The sequence below is a fragment of the Cryobacterium sp. TMT2-42-4 genome (assembly GCF_004402645.1).
In the GTDB taxonomy this organism is placed as follows: Bacteria; Actinomycetota; Actinomycetes; order Actinomycetales; family Microbacteriaceae; genus Cryobacterium; species Cryobacterium sandaracinum.
Window position 1 is genome coordinate 1 of record NZ_SOFT01000001.1, and the last position, 15,769, is coordinate 15,769.

At 62.9% G+C, this 15,769-nt stretch carries 17 protein-coding genes and 1 pseudogene; 5 read left to right on the forward strand and 13 right to left on the reverse strand.

Translation table 11 applies throughout. The annotated features are described in order from the left end of the window. Nucleotides 1-1,709, forward strand: a pseudogene (locus E3O18_RS00005) (DNA polymerase III subunit alpha); the annotation flags it as partial. Nucleotides 1,710-2,003: 294 nt separating this feature from the next. Here the strand turns inward: E3O18_RS00005 and E3O18_RS00010 are convergent. Next, the gene (locus E3O18_RS00010; RefSeq protein WP_166784855.1) at nucleotides 2,004-2,501 is read right to left on the reverse strand and encodes a DUF4395 domain-containing protein; all 498 of its coding nucleotides are present in this window, start codon (nucleotides 2,499-2,501) and stop codon (nucleotides 2,004-2,006) included. Between the two features lie 593 nt (nucleotides 2,502-3,094). On the opposite strand from E3O18_RS00010, the gene E3O18_RS00015 reads away from it, so the two are divergent. Together E3O18_RS00015 and E3O18_RS00020 are read left to right on the forward strand one after the other, a co-directional pair. Continuing rightward, nucleotides 3,095-3,553, forward strand: coding sequence for a single-stranded DNA-binding protein (locus E3O18_RS00015; protein ID WP_134417150.1), 459 nt, complete (start codon nucleotides 3,095-3,097; stop codon nucleotides 3,551-3,553). Between the two features lie 8 nt (nucleotides 3,554-3,561). Beyond that, nucleotides 3,562-4,119, forward strand: coding sequence for a DUF4913 domain-containing protein (locus E3O18_RS00020; protein WP_241978084.1), 558 nt, complete (start codon nucleotides 3,562-3,564; stop codon nucleotides 4,117-4,119). 283 nt (nucleotides 4,120-4,402) lie between these two features. On the opposite strand, the gene E3O18_RS00025 is transcribed toward E3O18_RS00020, so the two are convergent. The 3 genes from E3O18_RS00025 to E3O18_RS00035 all read right to left on the reverse strand — a co-directional run bounded on the left by E3O18_RS00025 (nucleotide 4,403) and on the right by E3O18_RS00035 (nucleotide 8,739). Next, the gene (locus E3O18_RS00025) at nucleotides 4,403-5,797 is read right to left on the reverse strand and encodes an IS1380 family transposase (protein ID WP_134417152.1); all 1,395 of its coding nucleotides are present in this window, start codon (nucleotides 5,795-5,797) and stop codon (nucleotides 4,403-4,405) included. Between the two features lie 256 nt (nucleotides 5,798-6,053). After that, complete coding sequence (locus tag E3O18_RS00030) at nucleotides 6,054-7,517, reverse strand: hypothetical protein (protein WP_134417154.1); 1,464 nt, start codon at nucleotides 7,515-7,517, stop codon at nucleotides 6,054-6,056. 499 nt (nucleotides 7,518-8,016) lie between these two features. Then, a complete protein-coding gene (locus E3O18_RS00035; RefSeq protein WP_134417156.1) occupies nucleotides 8,017-8,739 on the reverse strand; it encodes an AAA family ATPase in 723 nt (240 codons plus the stop codon). 258 nt (nucleotides 8,740-8,997) lie between these two features. Between E3O18_RS00035 and E3O18_RS00040 the strand changes: the two genes are divergently transcribed. Next, entirely contained in the window at nucleotides 8,998-9,300 is a 303-nt protein-coding gene (locus E3O18_RS00040; RefSeq protein ID WP_134417158.1) for a hypothetical protein, read from the forward strand. A gap of 30 nt (nucleotides 9,301-9,330) precedes the next feature. After that, nucleotides 9,331-9,690 (forward strand): hypothetical protein, encoded by a 360-nt coding sequence (locus tag E3O18_RS00045; protein WP_134417160.1) that lies wholly within the window; start codon nucleotides 9,331-9,333, stop codon nucleotides 9,688-9,690. A gap of 65 nt (nucleotides 9,691-9,755) precedes the next feature. Here E3O18_RS00045 and E3O18_RS00050 read toward each other — a convergent pair whose 3' ends face one another. The 9 genes from E3O18_RS00050 to E3O18_RS00085 form a co-directional block, all read right to left on the reverse strand. Continuing rightward, nucleotides 9,756-10,667: a hypothetical protein gene (locus E3O18_RS00050; protein ID WP_134417162.1), complete on the reverse strand. Its 912-nt coding sequence runs from the start codon at nucleotides 10,665-10,667 to the stop codon at nucleotides 9,756-9,758. Nucleotides 10,668-10,884: 217 nt separating this feature from the next. Further along, nucleotides 10,885-11,442 carry a putative immunity protein gene (locus E3O18_RS16380; RefSeq protein ID WP_134417164.1) on the reverse strand — a complete coding sequence of 186 codons (558 nt, stop codon included), beginning with the start codon at nucleotides 11,440-11,442 and terminating at the stop codon, nucleotides 10,885-10,887. 95 nt (nucleotides 11,443-11,537) lie between these two features. After that, a complete protein-coding gene (locus tag E3O18_RS15950; protein ID WP_166784856.1) occupies nucleotides 11,538-11,687 on the reverse strand; it encodes a hypothetical protein in 150 nt (49 codons plus the stop codon). Between the two features lie 54 nt (nucleotides 11,688-11,741). Continuing rightward, complete coding sequence (locus E3O18_RS00060; RefSeq protein ID WP_134417166.1) at nucleotides 11,742-11,981, reverse strand: hypothetical protein; 240 nt, start codon at nucleotides 11,979-11,981, stop codon at nucleotides 11,742-11,744. A 203-nt stretch (nucleotides 11,982-12,184) separates the two neighbouring features. Then, the gene (locus E3O18_RS00065) at nucleotides 12,185-13,471 is read right to left on the reverse strand and encodes a DUF6596 domain-containing protein (protein WP_241978085.1); all 1,287 of its coding nucleotides are present in this window, start codon (nucleotides 13,469-13,471) and stop codon (nucleotides 12,185-12,187) included. Next, nucleotides 13,468-13,836 carry a YciI family protein gene (locus E3O18_RS00070; protein ID WP_134417170.1) on the reverse strand — a complete coding sequence of 123 codons (369 nt, stop codon included), beginning with the start codon at nucleotides 13,834-13,836 and terminating at the stop codon, nucleotides 13,468-13,470. Before E3O18_RS00070 ends, E3O18_RS00065 begins: the two co-directional genes overlap by 4 nt. An 81-nt stretch (nucleotides 13,837-13,917) precedes the next feature. Further along, nucleotides 13,918-14,115: a hypothetical protein gene (locus E3O18_RS00075; RefSeq protein WP_241978086.1), complete on the reverse strand. Its 198-nt coding sequence runs from the start codon at nucleotides 14,113-14,115 to the stop codon at nucleotides 13,918-13,920. 42 nt (nucleotides 14,116-14,157) lie between these two features. Continuing rightward, complete coding sequence (locus E3O18_RS00080; RefSeq protein WP_134417172.1) at nucleotides 14,158-14,511, reverse strand: YciI family protein; 354 nt, start codon at nucleotides 14,509-14,511, stop codon at nucleotides 14,158-14,160. 970 nt (nucleotides 14,512-15,481) lie between these two features. Next, nucleotides 15,482-15,655: a hypothetical protein gene (locus E3O18_RS00085; RefSeq protein WP_241978087.1), complete on the reverse strand. Its 174-nt coding sequence runs from the start codon at nucleotides 15,653-15,655 to the stop codon at nucleotides 15,482-15,484. Between the last annotated feature and the right edge of the window lie 114 nt (nucleotides 15,656-15,769).

Genomic DNA, 15,769 nt, shown 5'->3' on the forward strand with positions numbered 1-15,769 from the left:
TGGACCGGACGCCCGTGCAACGCTCCGGGATGGGGCTTCCGATGTCCCAGTACGACAAACACGACATGGACCCGATGGGTCTGATCAAGCTCGACATCCTCGGCGTCCGGATGCAATCGGCGATGGCGTACGCGATCGAGGAGCACCGGCGACTCACCGGGGAGACCATCGATCTGGACCGGGTCCCCCTCGACGACGAACCCACCTACGAGATGCTCCGCACCACCCGCACCCTCGGCGTCCTCCAACTCGAGTCCCCCGGCCAGATGGAGCTGATCGGGAAGCTGCAACCGGAAGTGTTCAACGACCTGACCGTGGAGATCAGCCTGTTCCGCCCCGGCCCCATGCAAGCAAACATGCCCCTGCAATATCTAAAGGCGCGGCACGGGGAAGTTGCACCCGACCACATGCATCCGCGGTTCAAACCGTTCCTGGCCGAAACCAACGGTGTTGTTGTCTTCCACGAGCAGGTGATGCGTCTGTTCGACGAGCTAACCGGCTGCGGGATGGGCAAAGCCGATGTGTTCCGCCGGCACCTCGGAAAATCCGGCGACCTCGCCGAGATCGAAGCGTACGTGCGCAAGCAGGCGGCCACCCGCGGGTTCCCGGCGCCCGTCGTCGACCGGGCGTGGAAGGTGCTGTCCGGGTTCGGCAGTTTCGGCTTCGCCAAAGCCCACGGGGCCGCGTTCGCCCGGACCACCTACGAGAGCGCCTGGCTGAAAACGCACCACCCGGCGACGTTCTTCGCCGGGCCCCTCACCCACGACCCCGGCATGTGGCCCAAAGACCTGATCGTCGCCGAAGCCCGCAACCTGGGCGTCCCCGTCCTCGGCCTCGACGTCCAGAAATCCGCGCTGGACTACCGCGTAGAGAAGCTGGGCGACGGGCAGCTCGCCATCCGCCTCGCCCTGCCCGAACTCGCCGGATCCAGCGCGCAAGAGCGGCAGCGCATCGCAGAGCATCAACCGTTCTCGTCACTCCAAGACTTCCGCGACCGGGTGCGGCCACGCCGGCGCACGTTCGAAGCCCTGGCCCGGGTCGGCGCCCTGGACTCGTTCATCGGCTACGACCGGGCCCGACGCGGCGACCTCCTCGCCCACATCCAAGGCCTCGGCGGTAAGGCCCTCCCCGTCGGCCCCGACCAACTCGCATTCGACATCGAACTCCCACTTCCCGACTTCTACCGGGCAGTCACCGCCCTCGACCTCCGCGGCCGCACCCACACAGACGTAGAACTCCGAGACCTCGGCCTCGCCGTCAGCCAGCACCAAATGACCCGGTTCTACCCCCTCTTCAAGGAACTCGGGGTCACGCCCGCCTCAGAACTCGTCAACCTACCGGGCGGCACCGTAGTCCTGGTCGCTGGGGTCCGCCGCGCCACCCACACACCACCTATGCGAAGCGGCAAACGCGTCGTCTTCCTCTCCCTTGACGACGGCAGCGGGCCGGTATCCAACGTGGTGTTCTTCCACGACGCACAGGCTGCGATCGGGGCCCCCGTATTCCGCACCCACTACGCCCTCATCCGCGGCCGCACCCGACGCACCGGCGCCCGCGGGGTCTCAGTGACCGGCGAGCAGATGTGGGACCTGCTAGACGTGGCAGGGAAGGTCCGGGCGCGCCAGGCCACGGAGCGGGAGAGAGAGCGGGTTGTGGTCGCAACAGAGGCCGCGGACAACGTCATCCAGATGTGGAAACGGAGGGCGTGAGGTTCCGGACGCTATTGCGGTCAGGCGTACTAGACGCGCCTAACTTCGAATTATCCCCGGCGAGGCAAGTGGGACGGCCCCTTCAGTAGAAGCTCCCCAGCCGCGTCGTGTCGAGGAGGGCCGTGTCTGAGAGGATGACGCCGCGCAGGCCACGCAATCCTCGTGTGGCTCGCCCACGTGGTCGACGAAGAGCTTTCTTGGGTTCACGGGCAACGGGTAGCAATCGCTGTTCCACGCGGTTCCTTATGAGGCAATCCAACCGAGCTGTGGTGCTGCGGCGTGGACCCGCCCTTTTCACCTTGCCGCTGCGTGAGGGAAGATCAGTCTGTAGATCCACGATCCCAGACACCAATGGGTCGTGGAGAGGATCGTGCCGCCGAGAGCGACCATTCCGCCCAGCACGATTCCCAGCGCTGATAATCCGTAATAGAAGGACAGGGCCGCACCTATAAGTAGCACGGTGGACAGCAGGTAGGAAAACCGTCGTGGACCAGGCGTGGGAGGAAGCGCCGGAGCACGAAACATATGGCGAACGCCCAGATTGTAGACCAGATCAAGAATCATGCCACGGGGGAACAGTGCGCCGGTGAGAGGAACGATTGCTCCCACTGCAAGGAAAACAGGAGACTGTAAAACTAATCCGAGAACGATTAAGGCAGTGCCCACTGCTGGTGTGAATCGTAGGGGCCCTGCGTAACAAGACTTGGCGTCATCATCGAGGCCTCCAAATCCCTGCTTATCCAGGTTGGTCTTCGTTAGCTCTCTCAGTGCCGCCATCTTCAATTCCTTCATGCTGGCCATCGTCGTCCCCAATTCGCAGACAGGGACTATTCGTCTTTGCTTGAAAGTCTGCAATATCTAGGGTATCGAACCCCGGGCCTCCGGCCCTGGGATGAGTTTTCACCCCAAACGGTGAAATGAATGCTGAGACGCCCCCTGCTGCAGCCAGGCTCTCGTAGGGTGTTGGGAACTGGTCTTTGAGGCCCATGAAGTTTTGAAGGCTCCAGCCGCCGCGCCCGCCATGGTGCTCTCTAAGTGTTCCTCCCACTCTCCTTGGGGAGAACGGCATTGCCTCGGTCTTATGGCGGTCGTGCCGAGAATCTTCAAGCTTTGAAACACTTTCCACAGCAATACAAAATATGAGCAGCGCTCTACTGCCGCACCAAGTCACCAAGTCACCAAGGTCACCAAGGTCACCAAGGTCACCAAGGTCACCAAGGTCACCAAGGTCATGTTCCACCCTCCATTGGACCCCGTAGTGCCACCTACTCCGACCTACTTGAATACCAACTCCAGACACGCCGAGTCATACGCGGAGCTCGCGGCGCACCTCCTAGTGAACGCGGATCACGACGGTCCGCCTAGATCACAGGAGGTTGAGTCCCATGACACTTCACACCCAGCAATCACTGTCCGGCTTCATTGCGTCGGATCCGCAGCAGTCGGTGACCGAGAACGGTGAAACCCGCTTTTACGTGCGCGTCGGCCAGCCGCACTTCCGTCGCGAAGACAGCGGCAGCTTCACGGTTCTCGAGCCAAGTTTCCACGACCTCGTCGCCTACCGCGCCACCGCCGAACGGGCACTGACACGGTTTGCAAAGGGCGACAGCTTCGTCGCCGAGGGCTATGTCCGCAACTTTCAGTTTGAGCGCGACGGCGAGGTCGTCAATCGCGAAGAATTCGTCGCAAAGAAGATCGGCCACGACCTCGCACGCACGAACTACGACGTCGACCGAACCCGCCGCTCAGTTGCAGGCACCGAACGGGATGCGCTAGCCGCCCAGAAGGCAGTTTTGCTCGAGGCGGAGCATGCTCGCGCTGGCTCAGCCGTGCTCGGAATGTGAGGACAACGATGGCAGCGTCCCTGGTCGGCTGGGCGTCCGGCGACCAGAGTGCCTCATTCGGCGAAGACGAACTCGACGGGCCACTCTCAACAGAGCCTCCGCATCCCATCAACTGGAATCTCCTCAGCGCAGACGACGCCGAAACAGAGTGGATCGAACTCAACCGGTGGGTGAACTGGCTACGACGGACCTACGGGCTCCCGGCATCCGTCGTGCCGCCCTTCTGGCATCGCCACCCCGAACTCGTCTGGGAACTCTCCGCACTGCACCTGCACTGGCTGTGCGCATACGACCCCGACCAGCACGGCTCGGCCCCATTCGGATGGCACCGAGACTTTGCGGATGCCCGCCAACGACTGCACGACTGGGTCGCTATATCGGGGACCCGCCTGGAGCGGGACCGGCCTACACGTCAGACTTCGTGGCCGGGAGAGCCGTCGGCGGATGCTGTCGATGACATCGACATCAGCGATCGCGACGCAGACTTCGTGCAGTTCGTTGTTGATGACGTTGCCAGGCGGCGCGCGGCCGAGGCGGCTTTCTATGCACGCGCCGAATCTCCCTGATCCAAGAACTCGTTTATGTCGATCGAGGAGACCGACTCCTAACCAGTCCACACGCGAATCAACAAGTTGCTGTGAATCTCGCCTCCGAGCATCATGGTCGCTCGTGTGAAGTGCCCGGTTGGCCCACGCTGACTGCTCCATTTCTTAGCCTCGATCCACCGGTCAGCCAGGCTGATCCGGGTCACCGGCGTTTGATCTGAGGTTTCTGGTGGTGGGCATGGCGGTGCGGCCGGCCCTGCTGCCGGTGGTGTTCCTGGTTTGGTTGCGCCGTGGGGCTGGGTGGTCAGATGGTGGCTGTTCGTGGCGGGCCGCAGGCCGCCGCGAACAGGGCTGTCCATCCGGTTTCCCAGGGCCAGCTGGCCGGGAGATGCAGGACGTGTTTCCGGGCCGAGGTCGAGATACGGGCCGGAATCTGAATCAGTTTGCGGCGGATGGTTTCGGTGCGTGCCTTGCCGAGGGTGCTGCCGGCGATGGTGCCGGCGGCGCGGGCGAGGTTGAACGCGATCGTGGCCAGCACCAGCCAGGCGGCGTTGGCGGTGAATTTCCCGGAGGGCAGGTGCGCCAGCGCACTGTCTTTGAGGTCGGCGTTGACCTGCTCGATGATCGCGTGTTGCCGGTGGGTTTTGTCTGCGGTGACGGTGTCCAGGGTGCTGGTGGTGAAGAACGCGTGGAACCGGTGCGTGTCGAAGAGGGTGGGTTGTCCGGCGCCTTCGAACGGGTTCAGTTCCGGGATCCGCCGCACGACCAAGCGTCCCGTGATGCGTTCGCTGATCTTCCTCGAGCTGAACGCGGTGAACGGCACCTCGGCGACCTCGGCGGAGGAAATCCAGGTGCCGGTGGTCTCGTCCCGGATCGCGTCGGTGTAATCAATTTTCGTCCAAGCATCGTCAGGGATCGTGGCGATGGCGCGTTTCACAGCCGGATCCATGCGGGCGGTGATGGAGACTCTCGCGCCGGCCCGGTGCGCGGCGGAGACCACAGCGTGGCCATAGAACGCACTATCGGCGCGGAGAAGCACCAGCCCGCCCGCGGTCGCGGATCGCAACCGTGTCACGGTCGCCAGGACATCGGCCACGAACTTCCCCGCCCCGCGCGGGGACCCGGCGGCGCCTTTCCGGAGCCGGGCGCCGATGATGACCGGCGCGGCAGATGTCGTCGAGACGATTCCGATCAACGCGTTCAGCCCGCGCACTTTGGAGTATCCGTAGCCGGAGCCCTGTTTCTTGTAACCGTGGACTTCTTTGATGGTGTCGTCGATATCGACCAGGGCGTAGTCATCGATCCCGGCCACGATCGGTGCGACCTGGGCGACGTTGACCAGCCACCGCCTGGCGACTGCGTCGAGCTGGCGGACGTGGCCGAAAGTGAACGCACGCAGGAACGAGCCCAGAGTGGAGGGTGCGTAGGTGCCGACGAAGAGTTTCTTCATCCCGCCGTGCCGGAGCAGGGCCATATCGTCGATGGAATCGGCGCCGGCGAGCATCCCCGCGACCAAAGCGGTGACCTTTAACCCGGCGTTCGCACCGAAGTAGCCGGGCAACGTCAACCACCGATTAGCCAGCTCGGCCAGACCCGTCGAGACCGCCAAGGCCATCGCCGGAATGAGCCCGGCAGCCGACACGAGATTGGTGTCGTCGAAGATCGCTGACAGGGACGTGGATCTATGGAACAGTTGCATCTACGAGATGTCCTCTTGATGTGGTGAATAAACGCCGTGGTAAGCCTTATTTTTCCTGATCAAAAGGGCATTCTCTGTTTAACGCGCCGCTAACTCCTCAACTCGACCGGTGGATCGAGGCTTAGGCGGGCATAACGGGAATTAGGCCCCCACCCTTCATTTGGAACGCACGCTGTTCCCAGGGGCAGTGGGCCCGACCCTTGGGCGTCCCCCTATCGGGCAGAGTTCATCGGGGTTGTGGCAACCAGTCCTGAAGTCACCAATGCAAGTTCCATGCAACCACCAGCGAATTATGAAGTGTGTACTCCCGAAGAAATGAGAACCCGCCACCTGCCGTTCTCCGGTAGATGAAGTTGACATGGCGGGTCCCGTTGACGGTGGTGTTCACGCCCAATGCGCCGATTGTGTACAGCTGCTTGAGTAGCGCTCGGAGTTCGGTCTTATCGAGCATTCCCGCCAATTCCTCATTGAGATCCGTGGCTTGGAAATAGCGCGATTGGAGGGTTGTGAGGGATTCGATGAATGCCGCGACCTTGGTCGCACTGGCCCCTGGCAATACCCGTGCTAGGCCATTGCTCACCTCACGTATGAAGTATGTTTCGCTGTATCGGCGGACCGACTCCCGGGCATTTGCCTCGGTAAGTTGGCTGCTTCCCCCGTGAACGCCCTTGACTTCCGTCATGAGGGCAACGAGATCACGCGGAAGCAGTCTCGTGTGAGAAAGAAAATATGCGGGGATCGAGGAGTGCGGCCCGATGCCTATCGGATTTGCGAAGTAGGCAGTGCGTACATCTTTCAGCGGGCGGCCTTCGAACGAGGGATGCACCGATGCCTGCGCTTTAGCGTTCACAAGACTCCACAGCTCGTTGCCGTGACCGGTGCCCCCTCTCGACCAGTCAAGCTCCACCATGTGGTCACCGAGTTTGGCCGAGTCAGTGCTCGGTAATTGAGAGAACATATCCGACCGAATTGCGAGAAGCACCGAACTTCGTGTCTTGGTGCCTTCCAGGAATGCATTGACGCCAGCAGCTGCTTCTACGAGAGCCGCCAGGGCGTCTAACTGTTGGTTTGATTGAGCGAAGAAGCCGTCCAACCCATCAATGGCGAGAACATGGCGGGAATCGGTCACCGTAGACGAAATCGCTGCCCGCAGTATCTCGACTATCTGAATAGCCGTAGCGCCCGACTCCCTACCTGAATCGACCCCTACGAATCCCACATTGAATTTGACTGTTGTTTGCGACCAGTCGAAGAATTTGGTTCGAAGATCTGGGCCTTGTATAAGGCCAGCGGCCGTAAGATCTTTGGTCAGCTGAACCACATTCCCCTGGAAAGTGATACCCATATCGCCAACCAAAGACTCGAATATTCGAAGAAGAATCAGAAATTCCCAGGCTGCTCGGGTGCTGGAGGGGCCAGGTTGCGTGCCAATTTGTAGCCCAGTAACGTCTGCCACTGGGAAGGAAGCCAAGTCCCACTTTTCGAGAAATTTCATCTCATCGGTGCGCCACATGAGGTCTAGATGCTCTATCGAGGCAGTTTTTCCCGCACCTTTCGGACCCACGACGACCCATGCGGTCCCACGAGCAATTCTGTATGCGGCCTGTTGAAAATCGTGGTACCCCGAAAGGAGGAGGTCGGGCGAAACTCGGGCCTCTTCTGAAGCGCTGAGCCGCCCGAAATCGAGATTTCTCAGCTGTGGGTATTTAAGTGTCGCCATAGGCGAAGACTACAGTTCACCCGCGCGGGGCCCGCGGCGTCGCCTACCGCGCCTGACTTTTAACCTATGGACCCGTTACGGCGACTCATCCAGCGTGAGTGCGTCGAGGGCCGCAATCCACGAATACTGCTTCATAGCGGCCTCAAATGTTGGAGCTGCGCCCCGGTCAGGTAAAACCTCCGACTTGCTTACCAAGAGCACCGCGCTCATGCCGGTCGCGGGTTCGGTGAGAAAGTCTAGGCGCACGTGGTAGCCGTCGATGGTACCAAAACACCGCGCTAAACGGCACGGTGGGCTTGGCCATGTCGGTGACGAACTCGGCCCCCGGTGAGAGCCAATTCAGCGTTGACAAGGTGCAAGAGAGGTTCCCGACTGCCACTCCCCCGAAACTTTGGAACCGCGGCGAATTGGTGCGCATCCATGGAGGTCCGCCGTACTTTCCCGCGTGAGGACAGTGAACCCAGCCGCGGCGTGACGACGAGTGTTGCATGCGTCAAACTCAGCGAAAGTGCCTGAAATACCGTTCCGGATCGTCCAGGAACGATCGCCAATTCCGAACCAGGTCGAGATCCTCCCAGACGCAGCGACGGTATCCCCATGGCCCGACCTCATAGATCTCCGCACCGGGTATTGACGCCAGAATCGGTGAATGAGTGGACAGGATCACCTGAGACCCACCAGCGGCAACAATGCCCCGGAGATCGCTGAGCAGAGCAAGCGATCCGGTGAACGAGAGCGCTGATTCAGGTTCATCAAGGATCCACAAGCCCGGGTAACGAGACCGGGCAGCCACAAGGTCGAGGAACGACTCGCCATGCGAGCGCTCGTGGAACACGGGGTCGTTTCCGCCGGGGTTGTCCTCCAGATAGGTGAAGAACCCGTGCATCGTTTCCGCGCGGAGAAAGAAGCCGCCCCGGCCAGCGCCGAGACCACGGTTCAACCGCAGGTGGTCGGCGAGGGTGGACTCGGACCTGCGAGTGGTGTGTCTGGAGCCGGTCGATCCTCCTTCCGGTCCCATGCCGTAGGCACCTGCGATGGCCTCAACGAGAGTCGATTTGCCGACTCCGTTGTCGCCGACGAATACAGTCACTGGACCCAGTTCGAGACCATCATCGAGGAGCTGCGAGATCGGGGCAAGCGTCGCGGGCCACACATCCCGAGGCAGAAAGGGCGCGTCGGGATCCTGGCTCACCGAGCGCAACGGAGGCTCGTTTCTCGACATGCGATCATTCTGCCTGAACCGCCATTGGAAACAGTTAGACCAACCGTTCAGGGTTCCTCTGAGGCGAACTTGGCCAGCGCCCTCTCCGAGATGATCGGTTGTCAGCGAACGACCCCGGCACGTCAACATCGCCACCTTGACGAAGAGACCGGCCTGACCTCAGTGGGCGTATCTTCGGTCGGAAGGAGGATCCTGAAGGAAGATGGCTCAGCCAGCCGGGCTTCCGCAGGTGCACTCATCAACTAGGCAAGGACTCAGATGTTGACACACACGGCGACCGGTTGGCTCATCAACTTCGACGGAGCCTTCCATCTGATCCCTCGATTCACACACGATAGACCGCCCACCGATGCCTCGGAGCACGAGATCCGCACCTTCGGCATCCCCCTCGTTCTCAGCCGAGGAGTCGCCGGTCAGCAACCGGACTCGTGGGTGTCAATGTCAGGTGGCTGGGACGGGAGGAAGTTCACCGTCGAAGCGTTCAGCGCCCCCGAGTTCGATGACGGCTTCACGGTCGAACCGGCCAACACCGCACCGGGCGATCGGACACCACCGCGATAAGACGAACGCTCACGCGCAGTCGAAGGAGCCTTGCTTGCCAGCGGTGCGATCGTCAGTCTCCGCTATCTGAGCGCCCCTGACAAAACCTGGAGAGTAGTCATCTCCGCACCGGACCCCGATGTAGTACGGGAGTCTCTCACCGAGCTACACGGCGATCTCCTCACCCTGATTCCGTCACCGTGGACCCGAAGGCAGTACCGCGATGCTGGCGAACACCTCGTCCACCAGGTCGAGCTCTGGGCGATCTCAACTCTCATCGACCAAATCAACGACGACGGTGTCGACCACATCGTCGCGACACCACGGGCGATCACGGCCGAGATTGAAGCGTGGCACCGCGACCTGCCGGCAGGACTCGTCACTCTTAAATCGATGATCCGCCCCACCTAGCGCGACCCAGCGCCAGACCTGCCCGCACAAGGTTCCGAATGGCGACCGTCCTCGGACCCCGCACGCTAGATGTTATCCGTCTCGAACCGAAGAGCGACATACTCGACGTGAATCCCTCCGTCTTTCTGCGGCGTCTCTCTAGCCGCCTTCAGCATCGATCTTCGAGACTCTTTAATTGGATTTACGCCTGACTTGACCAAATACTCGATTACGCCCGCAGAGAGGAGCGTGACCGCGTCTTCAAGAATGCGTGTGAGCTTCTGTGGATCGGGATGGCCGCTCAGATGGAACTGCCCTGGCCGCCATTCGACAGGATTACCGAGCACTTGAAGCTCGCGGATCGCCCAGTCCTTTCCGTGCGCGGCGGCGCTACAAATGCGCCAGTTTGCCTCTTGTTGAGCAGGATCTAGCGATGCGGCTTCAGCTGCCAGCCTCACGAGATCGATCATGCTCGGCAGGCTTGAAACTGCCGTACCGTGGCCAGTGAGGCTTTGCGCAGCGGTCTCATGACGAGTTGCCCGTTCCTCAATCAGGGTGACATTTCTCCCTAAGGCAATGCACGCCAGGCGTTCCTCACGCAAGTCATGTCGGACCATCCTGATCAACCGCGCGAGGCAGACGCCCGGATCAGGCGACCGGCTTAACCACAGAGACTGCGAGGCGCCCTCTATGGCTGAGCGCATCAACGTAAACGACCACCGGAAGCCCTGGTGCGTGACGACCTGTCCGTCAAACAGTTGCAGAGGAACCGCGTGGTTCGCCCACATGATCAAGTGGTCTACCGACGACCGCAATCCCTCGCGTGCCCATTGACTGACAGATTCGGCCGGAAAGAGGTCATCGACCATCGCGAAGGCGCTCCCCTTCAGGGGAATCGCTACGTTCGCAACAGTGTGTACCGCCGTGCGTATGCTGAGCGCGAGCTCCGTCCAGCGCTGCATCGTCGCGTCATCGACCGGGACACTTTGTTCGTTCATAAAACCACGGTAGGGCAGCGCAGACGGTCAAGTTGATCCATGCGGGCAACCGATCGACGTTTCGCTGATTAGCCCCAGCAACCATGCGGTGACGACGTCGGCAATGTTCCGCAAGGAGAAACCAGCCCTCAAGAGGTTCGGCTACTGACCCAGACCGAGAAACCTCGGCAGCTGGCTGGTGTCCTGGCCCTTCCTTAATCGCCCCGAGAAGGTCCGGCTACCGGACATCCTTCTCTGGCGAGCTGCTGCCGATGACGGCCTGGATCCTCCGAATGATCGACCCGAAGATGCCCCACGCGAGAAGTCCTGAACCAAGTGAGCCCACGGAGTTCTCCCCGAGTGGTGGCAACTGCCGAAGCGCCGCCCTGACCCCAGCATTCATGTGCTCGAGTTGCCAGGAGATCTCCTCAGAGACTGTCGTGGGCTGATCCGCGGCGGCCAGCCCGGCGGCTTTCGCGGCGTGAGGGGCTGCGCCGAGTGCGTGCGCGTCCATGTGAGCGACGCCGGAGGCTTGTCCAGCGGCCCGAGCGGCTGCCACCGCCGAGGGCGAGTTCACTGCCTGCGCGGCCCTACCTGCCACGAAGCGTCTGCGAATTTCACCGGCGGTATCAAGTTCACCCTGAGCAAATGCCCGAGTACGAGCGATGGCATCTCGTGGTCGGCCGTGTGTCGGAGCCTCCATTTCGAATAGGCCCAAGACTCGCTCAGCACAGTCGGCAGCCCACGTTGCGACGAGGCGGCGGTCAGCTTCGCTGAGTGATTGCGGGGAAGGCATGTCTCACCTGCTCGTGCGGTCGTGCCCTGGCCGTCTTAGGCCGAGCACAATCAGGATGATGCCGACGATGGCGAGCTGGCGGCGCGGTGTGTCGTTCATGCTGACCGTGCCTGAGTGGCGGCCTGTTCCAGGCTCTCGGCATTCGCGAGGCACGCGATCATTTCCTCGGTGACGCTCGGCAGGTCATCAGCAACCGTCGTCGACGTGGGCGGAGCGAAGCTTGCCGCCGCCGCGCCCTTGAGCACCTGGTACCACTTGGGTGCCTCCGCGTTCTTCTCGTCGAGCTCGCGCCCCAGGAGTCAGCGTTCGCGTGCGGCCTCGGAGTGGCGGATCGTGGCGGTGAACACGTCGCCGGTGGCTTCGGGGTCCTCGCCCTCGATGCGGTGGCGGGCCTCACCGGCCCGGTGCATACTGTGGCCGCGGTGCCACTGCCCGATGGACGGGTCCCTGCTCGCTTCCGGCAGCCGGACCGCACGGTGCGGCTGTGGGAGGTGGTCGAGGAGGAGGAGGAGGAGGCGGTGCCCCGGGTGCCCGGGCATCTGGCGGATGTCATCGCCAGGTCTTGTGACCTGCTGGACCGCACACGGGATGTGACGGCGATCGCGGACCTGCTGAGAGCGCGGTCGGCCTAGCCGCCGCACGCGCATACCTGGCACGCGGGGGACGAAGGCGGCGACCTCTCGCGACAACCTGGTATGGCTCGTGCGGCGCGAGACCAGCGTCCGGCCGCGCAACCGAACGGTCACCGACCGGTGCGGGCAGCGAGGAGTCGCCGTTCGGCGTCGTTCGCTGTCAGTTCCAGGGCGTGCAGATCCGCGGCGAGTGCCTCGTCGTCGCGTCCGAGCCGACGCAGCAGGTGCGCGCGCACGGCATGCCAGAGGTGGGTCCGCGTGAGCTTGCCCTCAAGGGCGTCCACCTCGGTGAGCGCTGCCGTGGGGGCTCCCACCCGATCCAGGGCGACGGCGCGATTGAGCCGCACCACAGGCGATGGGTCGTAGCCGAGGAGCAGGTCGTAGAGCACGAGCACCTGCAGCCAGTCGGTTTTCGCTGCGGTCTCGGCATCCGCGTGGCACGCGGCGATCGCCGCGTGCAGCTGCCAACGGCCCGGGCGACGTAACCGGGCGGCCTGTTCCAGCTCGGCGCGTGCGCGAGTTATGAGAGTCTGGTCCCATCTGGACCGGTCCTGATCGGCCATCAGCACCAGTTCGCCCTCCACGGACCGCGCCGATTCCCGCGCCCGGTGGAACAGCAGTAGCGCGAGGAGGCCGTGAGCCTCTGCCTCGCGCGGCAGCGCCGCCGCAATCACGCCTGCCAGCCACAGCGCGTCATCGGCGAGGTCGCGGTCCGCGGCGGCGTCGCCGCCGGCGACGAGATGAGCTTCGTTGTACATGACCGACACGATCGTGAGGACGATGTCGAGCCGTGCCGCCCGATCCGTCGCGTCCGGTATCCGCAGCGGGATGCCTGTCGCGCCGATCTTCCGTTTGGCGCGCACGATTCGTTGTGCTGTCGCGGGCTCGGTGCTGAAGGTGGCACGCGCGATCTGCGCGGTGGTGAGGCCGCATACGGCTCGCAGCGTGAGCGCGAGTTGAGCCTCTGGCGCCAGTGCGGGGTGGCAGCAGCCGAACAGCAGCGGAAGACGGTCGTCGAGCTCGGCGGACGAATCGGGCCAGGCGTCTTCCGGCGCCGCGGACTCCGAATCGACGCCGGGTACCATGCCGGCCAGCTTCTCGCGGTACCTCTTCTCGCGGCGCAGGCGATCGAGCGCGTTATGGCGCGCTGCTTGCGTGAGACATGCGCCCGGGTTTGGCGGGATCCCGCTTTTCCGCCACGCGCGTAGCGCCTCCTCGACGGCCTCGGCCACCGCTTCTTCGGCGATGTCCAGGCTACCGAGAGACCGGGCCAGCGCCGCGACGATTCGTCCGGACTGTTCGCGCACGACTTGCGAGAGGAGGAGATCGGATGCCGCGACCTCGACGCTCGGCGCGCTCGCGTCGTCCGGACGGGCCGCGGCATCCGAGTCGCTCACTCCTCGGGCTGGCTGCCGCTGGTCAAGATCGGGCGGATCTCCACACCCCAGCCGGGCAGTTCGAGGAACGGCCATGTCCGGACCAGCGCGATCGCGGCGTCCAAATCCGGGACGTCGATGACATCAAAGCCGCCGACGACCTCCTTGGCCTCGGAGAACGGCCCATCTACCACCACGGTGCCGCTCTCGCTGTACTTCAGGGTGGTCGCAGTCTCGACCGGCTGCAGTTGGGCTCCACCGGCGGCAATCTGTGCCGCATTCACTCCGTACCACTCGTAGGCGCGCGCGTAAAGGCCCTGCATCCGGTCCGCCGGCACTTGCGCATCGAGCTCGGGGTCGAAGGTAAACATGATGACGTACTTCACGGTCGTGTCCTTTCGTCAATGGAACCGTTTCATTCTTACAGCGAACGGACAAGCCCCTTTTCGTCAGGTCTCGAAAAAATCTCAGAAGAGAGAGACCGGGGTGAAGATGTCGGCGAGGATGAGCACTCCCCCCATCGCGATCAGCGCGATGACCACAACAAAGATGAGGGGCACGAGTTTCGTCGCATCGACGGGCGTCGGGGGCGTCCAGCTGAACACCTGCGCCCACACCCGCCTGACTCCCTCCCACAGCGCGACGCGACGCGACGCGGACAGCACGCAGGCCCACTCGTCGCGGTGGGCCTGCGCCAGCGGCAGCGATCAGAACGGGCTCGTCGACGGGTCCACGATCGGGCGAACCTCGACGCCGCCGCTGGGGGCCGGGCACAGCTTGGCGATCTCGACGGCGTGATCGAGGTCGCGCGCCTCGACGACGTAGTAGCCGAGGAGGGCCTCCTTGGTGTCGGCGAACGGGCCGTCCGTCACCGTGCCATCCTTGATCGTGGTGGCCGTCGTCGTGGGCGCGAGCGCCGCTCCGCCCGTGAGGGATCCACCGAGCTCCGGGATCTGCTTGGTGAACGTGTTGTGCGTCTCGACCACGGCGGCCCACCCCTCGGGCGGTGTGGTCTCGAAATAGGCCGGGTCTTGGTAGATAAAGATCGCGAACTGGGACATGGAACTGCCTCCTGCATTAGGTCGCGGGCCGGCCTGTCCGGCTCCGTCACTAATACAACGAACATCCCGCCCCCGGATCGACAGCTACGCCCAGATTTTCTTAAATATTTTTTCCGCCGCCGCCGCCGCGGTGCGTGCCGGAGTCCGATGTGCGTGCTGAAGTGCACTCCAGCGGCCCGACCTGACGCTCCGAATCGCGGCGGAGCGACGCGACGGGATGCCGCCATCCGACGCCTAGATGTACGCGGCCTCGGAAGATGGCGCGCAATATCCCCATGGCTCTGATGCTCGTACTCGACCACGCGGCCACTTCCATTCCTGATGCTGCGGCCAACGAGGTTGCCGAAGCGATCCGCGAACTCGGGTAAGGGCGAGCGTCCCGCCCGCAAGGGGTTCCCCAATGCCACTCCCCCGAGACTTCGGAACTTCGACTGGTTGGCGCCGAATCGGCGTCAGGTGCTTTGAGGTGCCGCGATTCTGAACCTTCGATTCACCGTGTCTCTCTCGCCAGCAGTGGTGCAACACGCGTGGCGTATGCGAACGTGGTCACATCAGACTGATGGCACCGCCATGAGTGCCCCGATCGTGCGTAGAAGGCCCCCGATGTCTGAAACTGCGCCGAAGCATCCCGCTCGGCTCCACTTATTCTGGGCTCTTCCGATTCCGGTGGTTGTCAGCTCGGTCCTTCTGATCAGCGCGCTTTGGGACTTCTGCGGAATCAGCGGATGCACGGGTGGCGGATTTGGAATCAGCCGGGATATCGGCGGCACGATCGGCAACCTTCTGCCAATCCCATTTCTGATCGGACTGCCCATCTTCCTCGTTCCCTGGTCGCCCAACCGCTGGGTCAGGGCCGTTGTGGCACTCGTGATCGGAGTCGCTTTCGCGGGACTCGGATTCGGACTTCTCATATCGATGGCCTCGTGAAGCGTTCTTCCTACGGACTCATTCTTGAATCGTCTGACCTTGTTCAACCACCGAGCACAGCGTCGAGGATCTCCGCCGTCACGGGGTCGACTAGGTCGGCCGTGACAACGTAGCTGTTTCGAGTGGTCTGTTCGTTTGCATGGCCGAGCAGTCGAGATGCCAGCGTGATACCGGCGGCCCGCTCGATGAGCGTTGCCGCGGTGCCGGAATTTGTCAAGGTGAATGAGGCCAGCGTGAGTTTAGGCGGCTAGTTTCGGCTCCACGTTTTGAGCTTCGGCTGGCTTGTTGATCCAGGCCGCGTCGGGGGTGGCGAGGATCTTCGGGTCGCAGC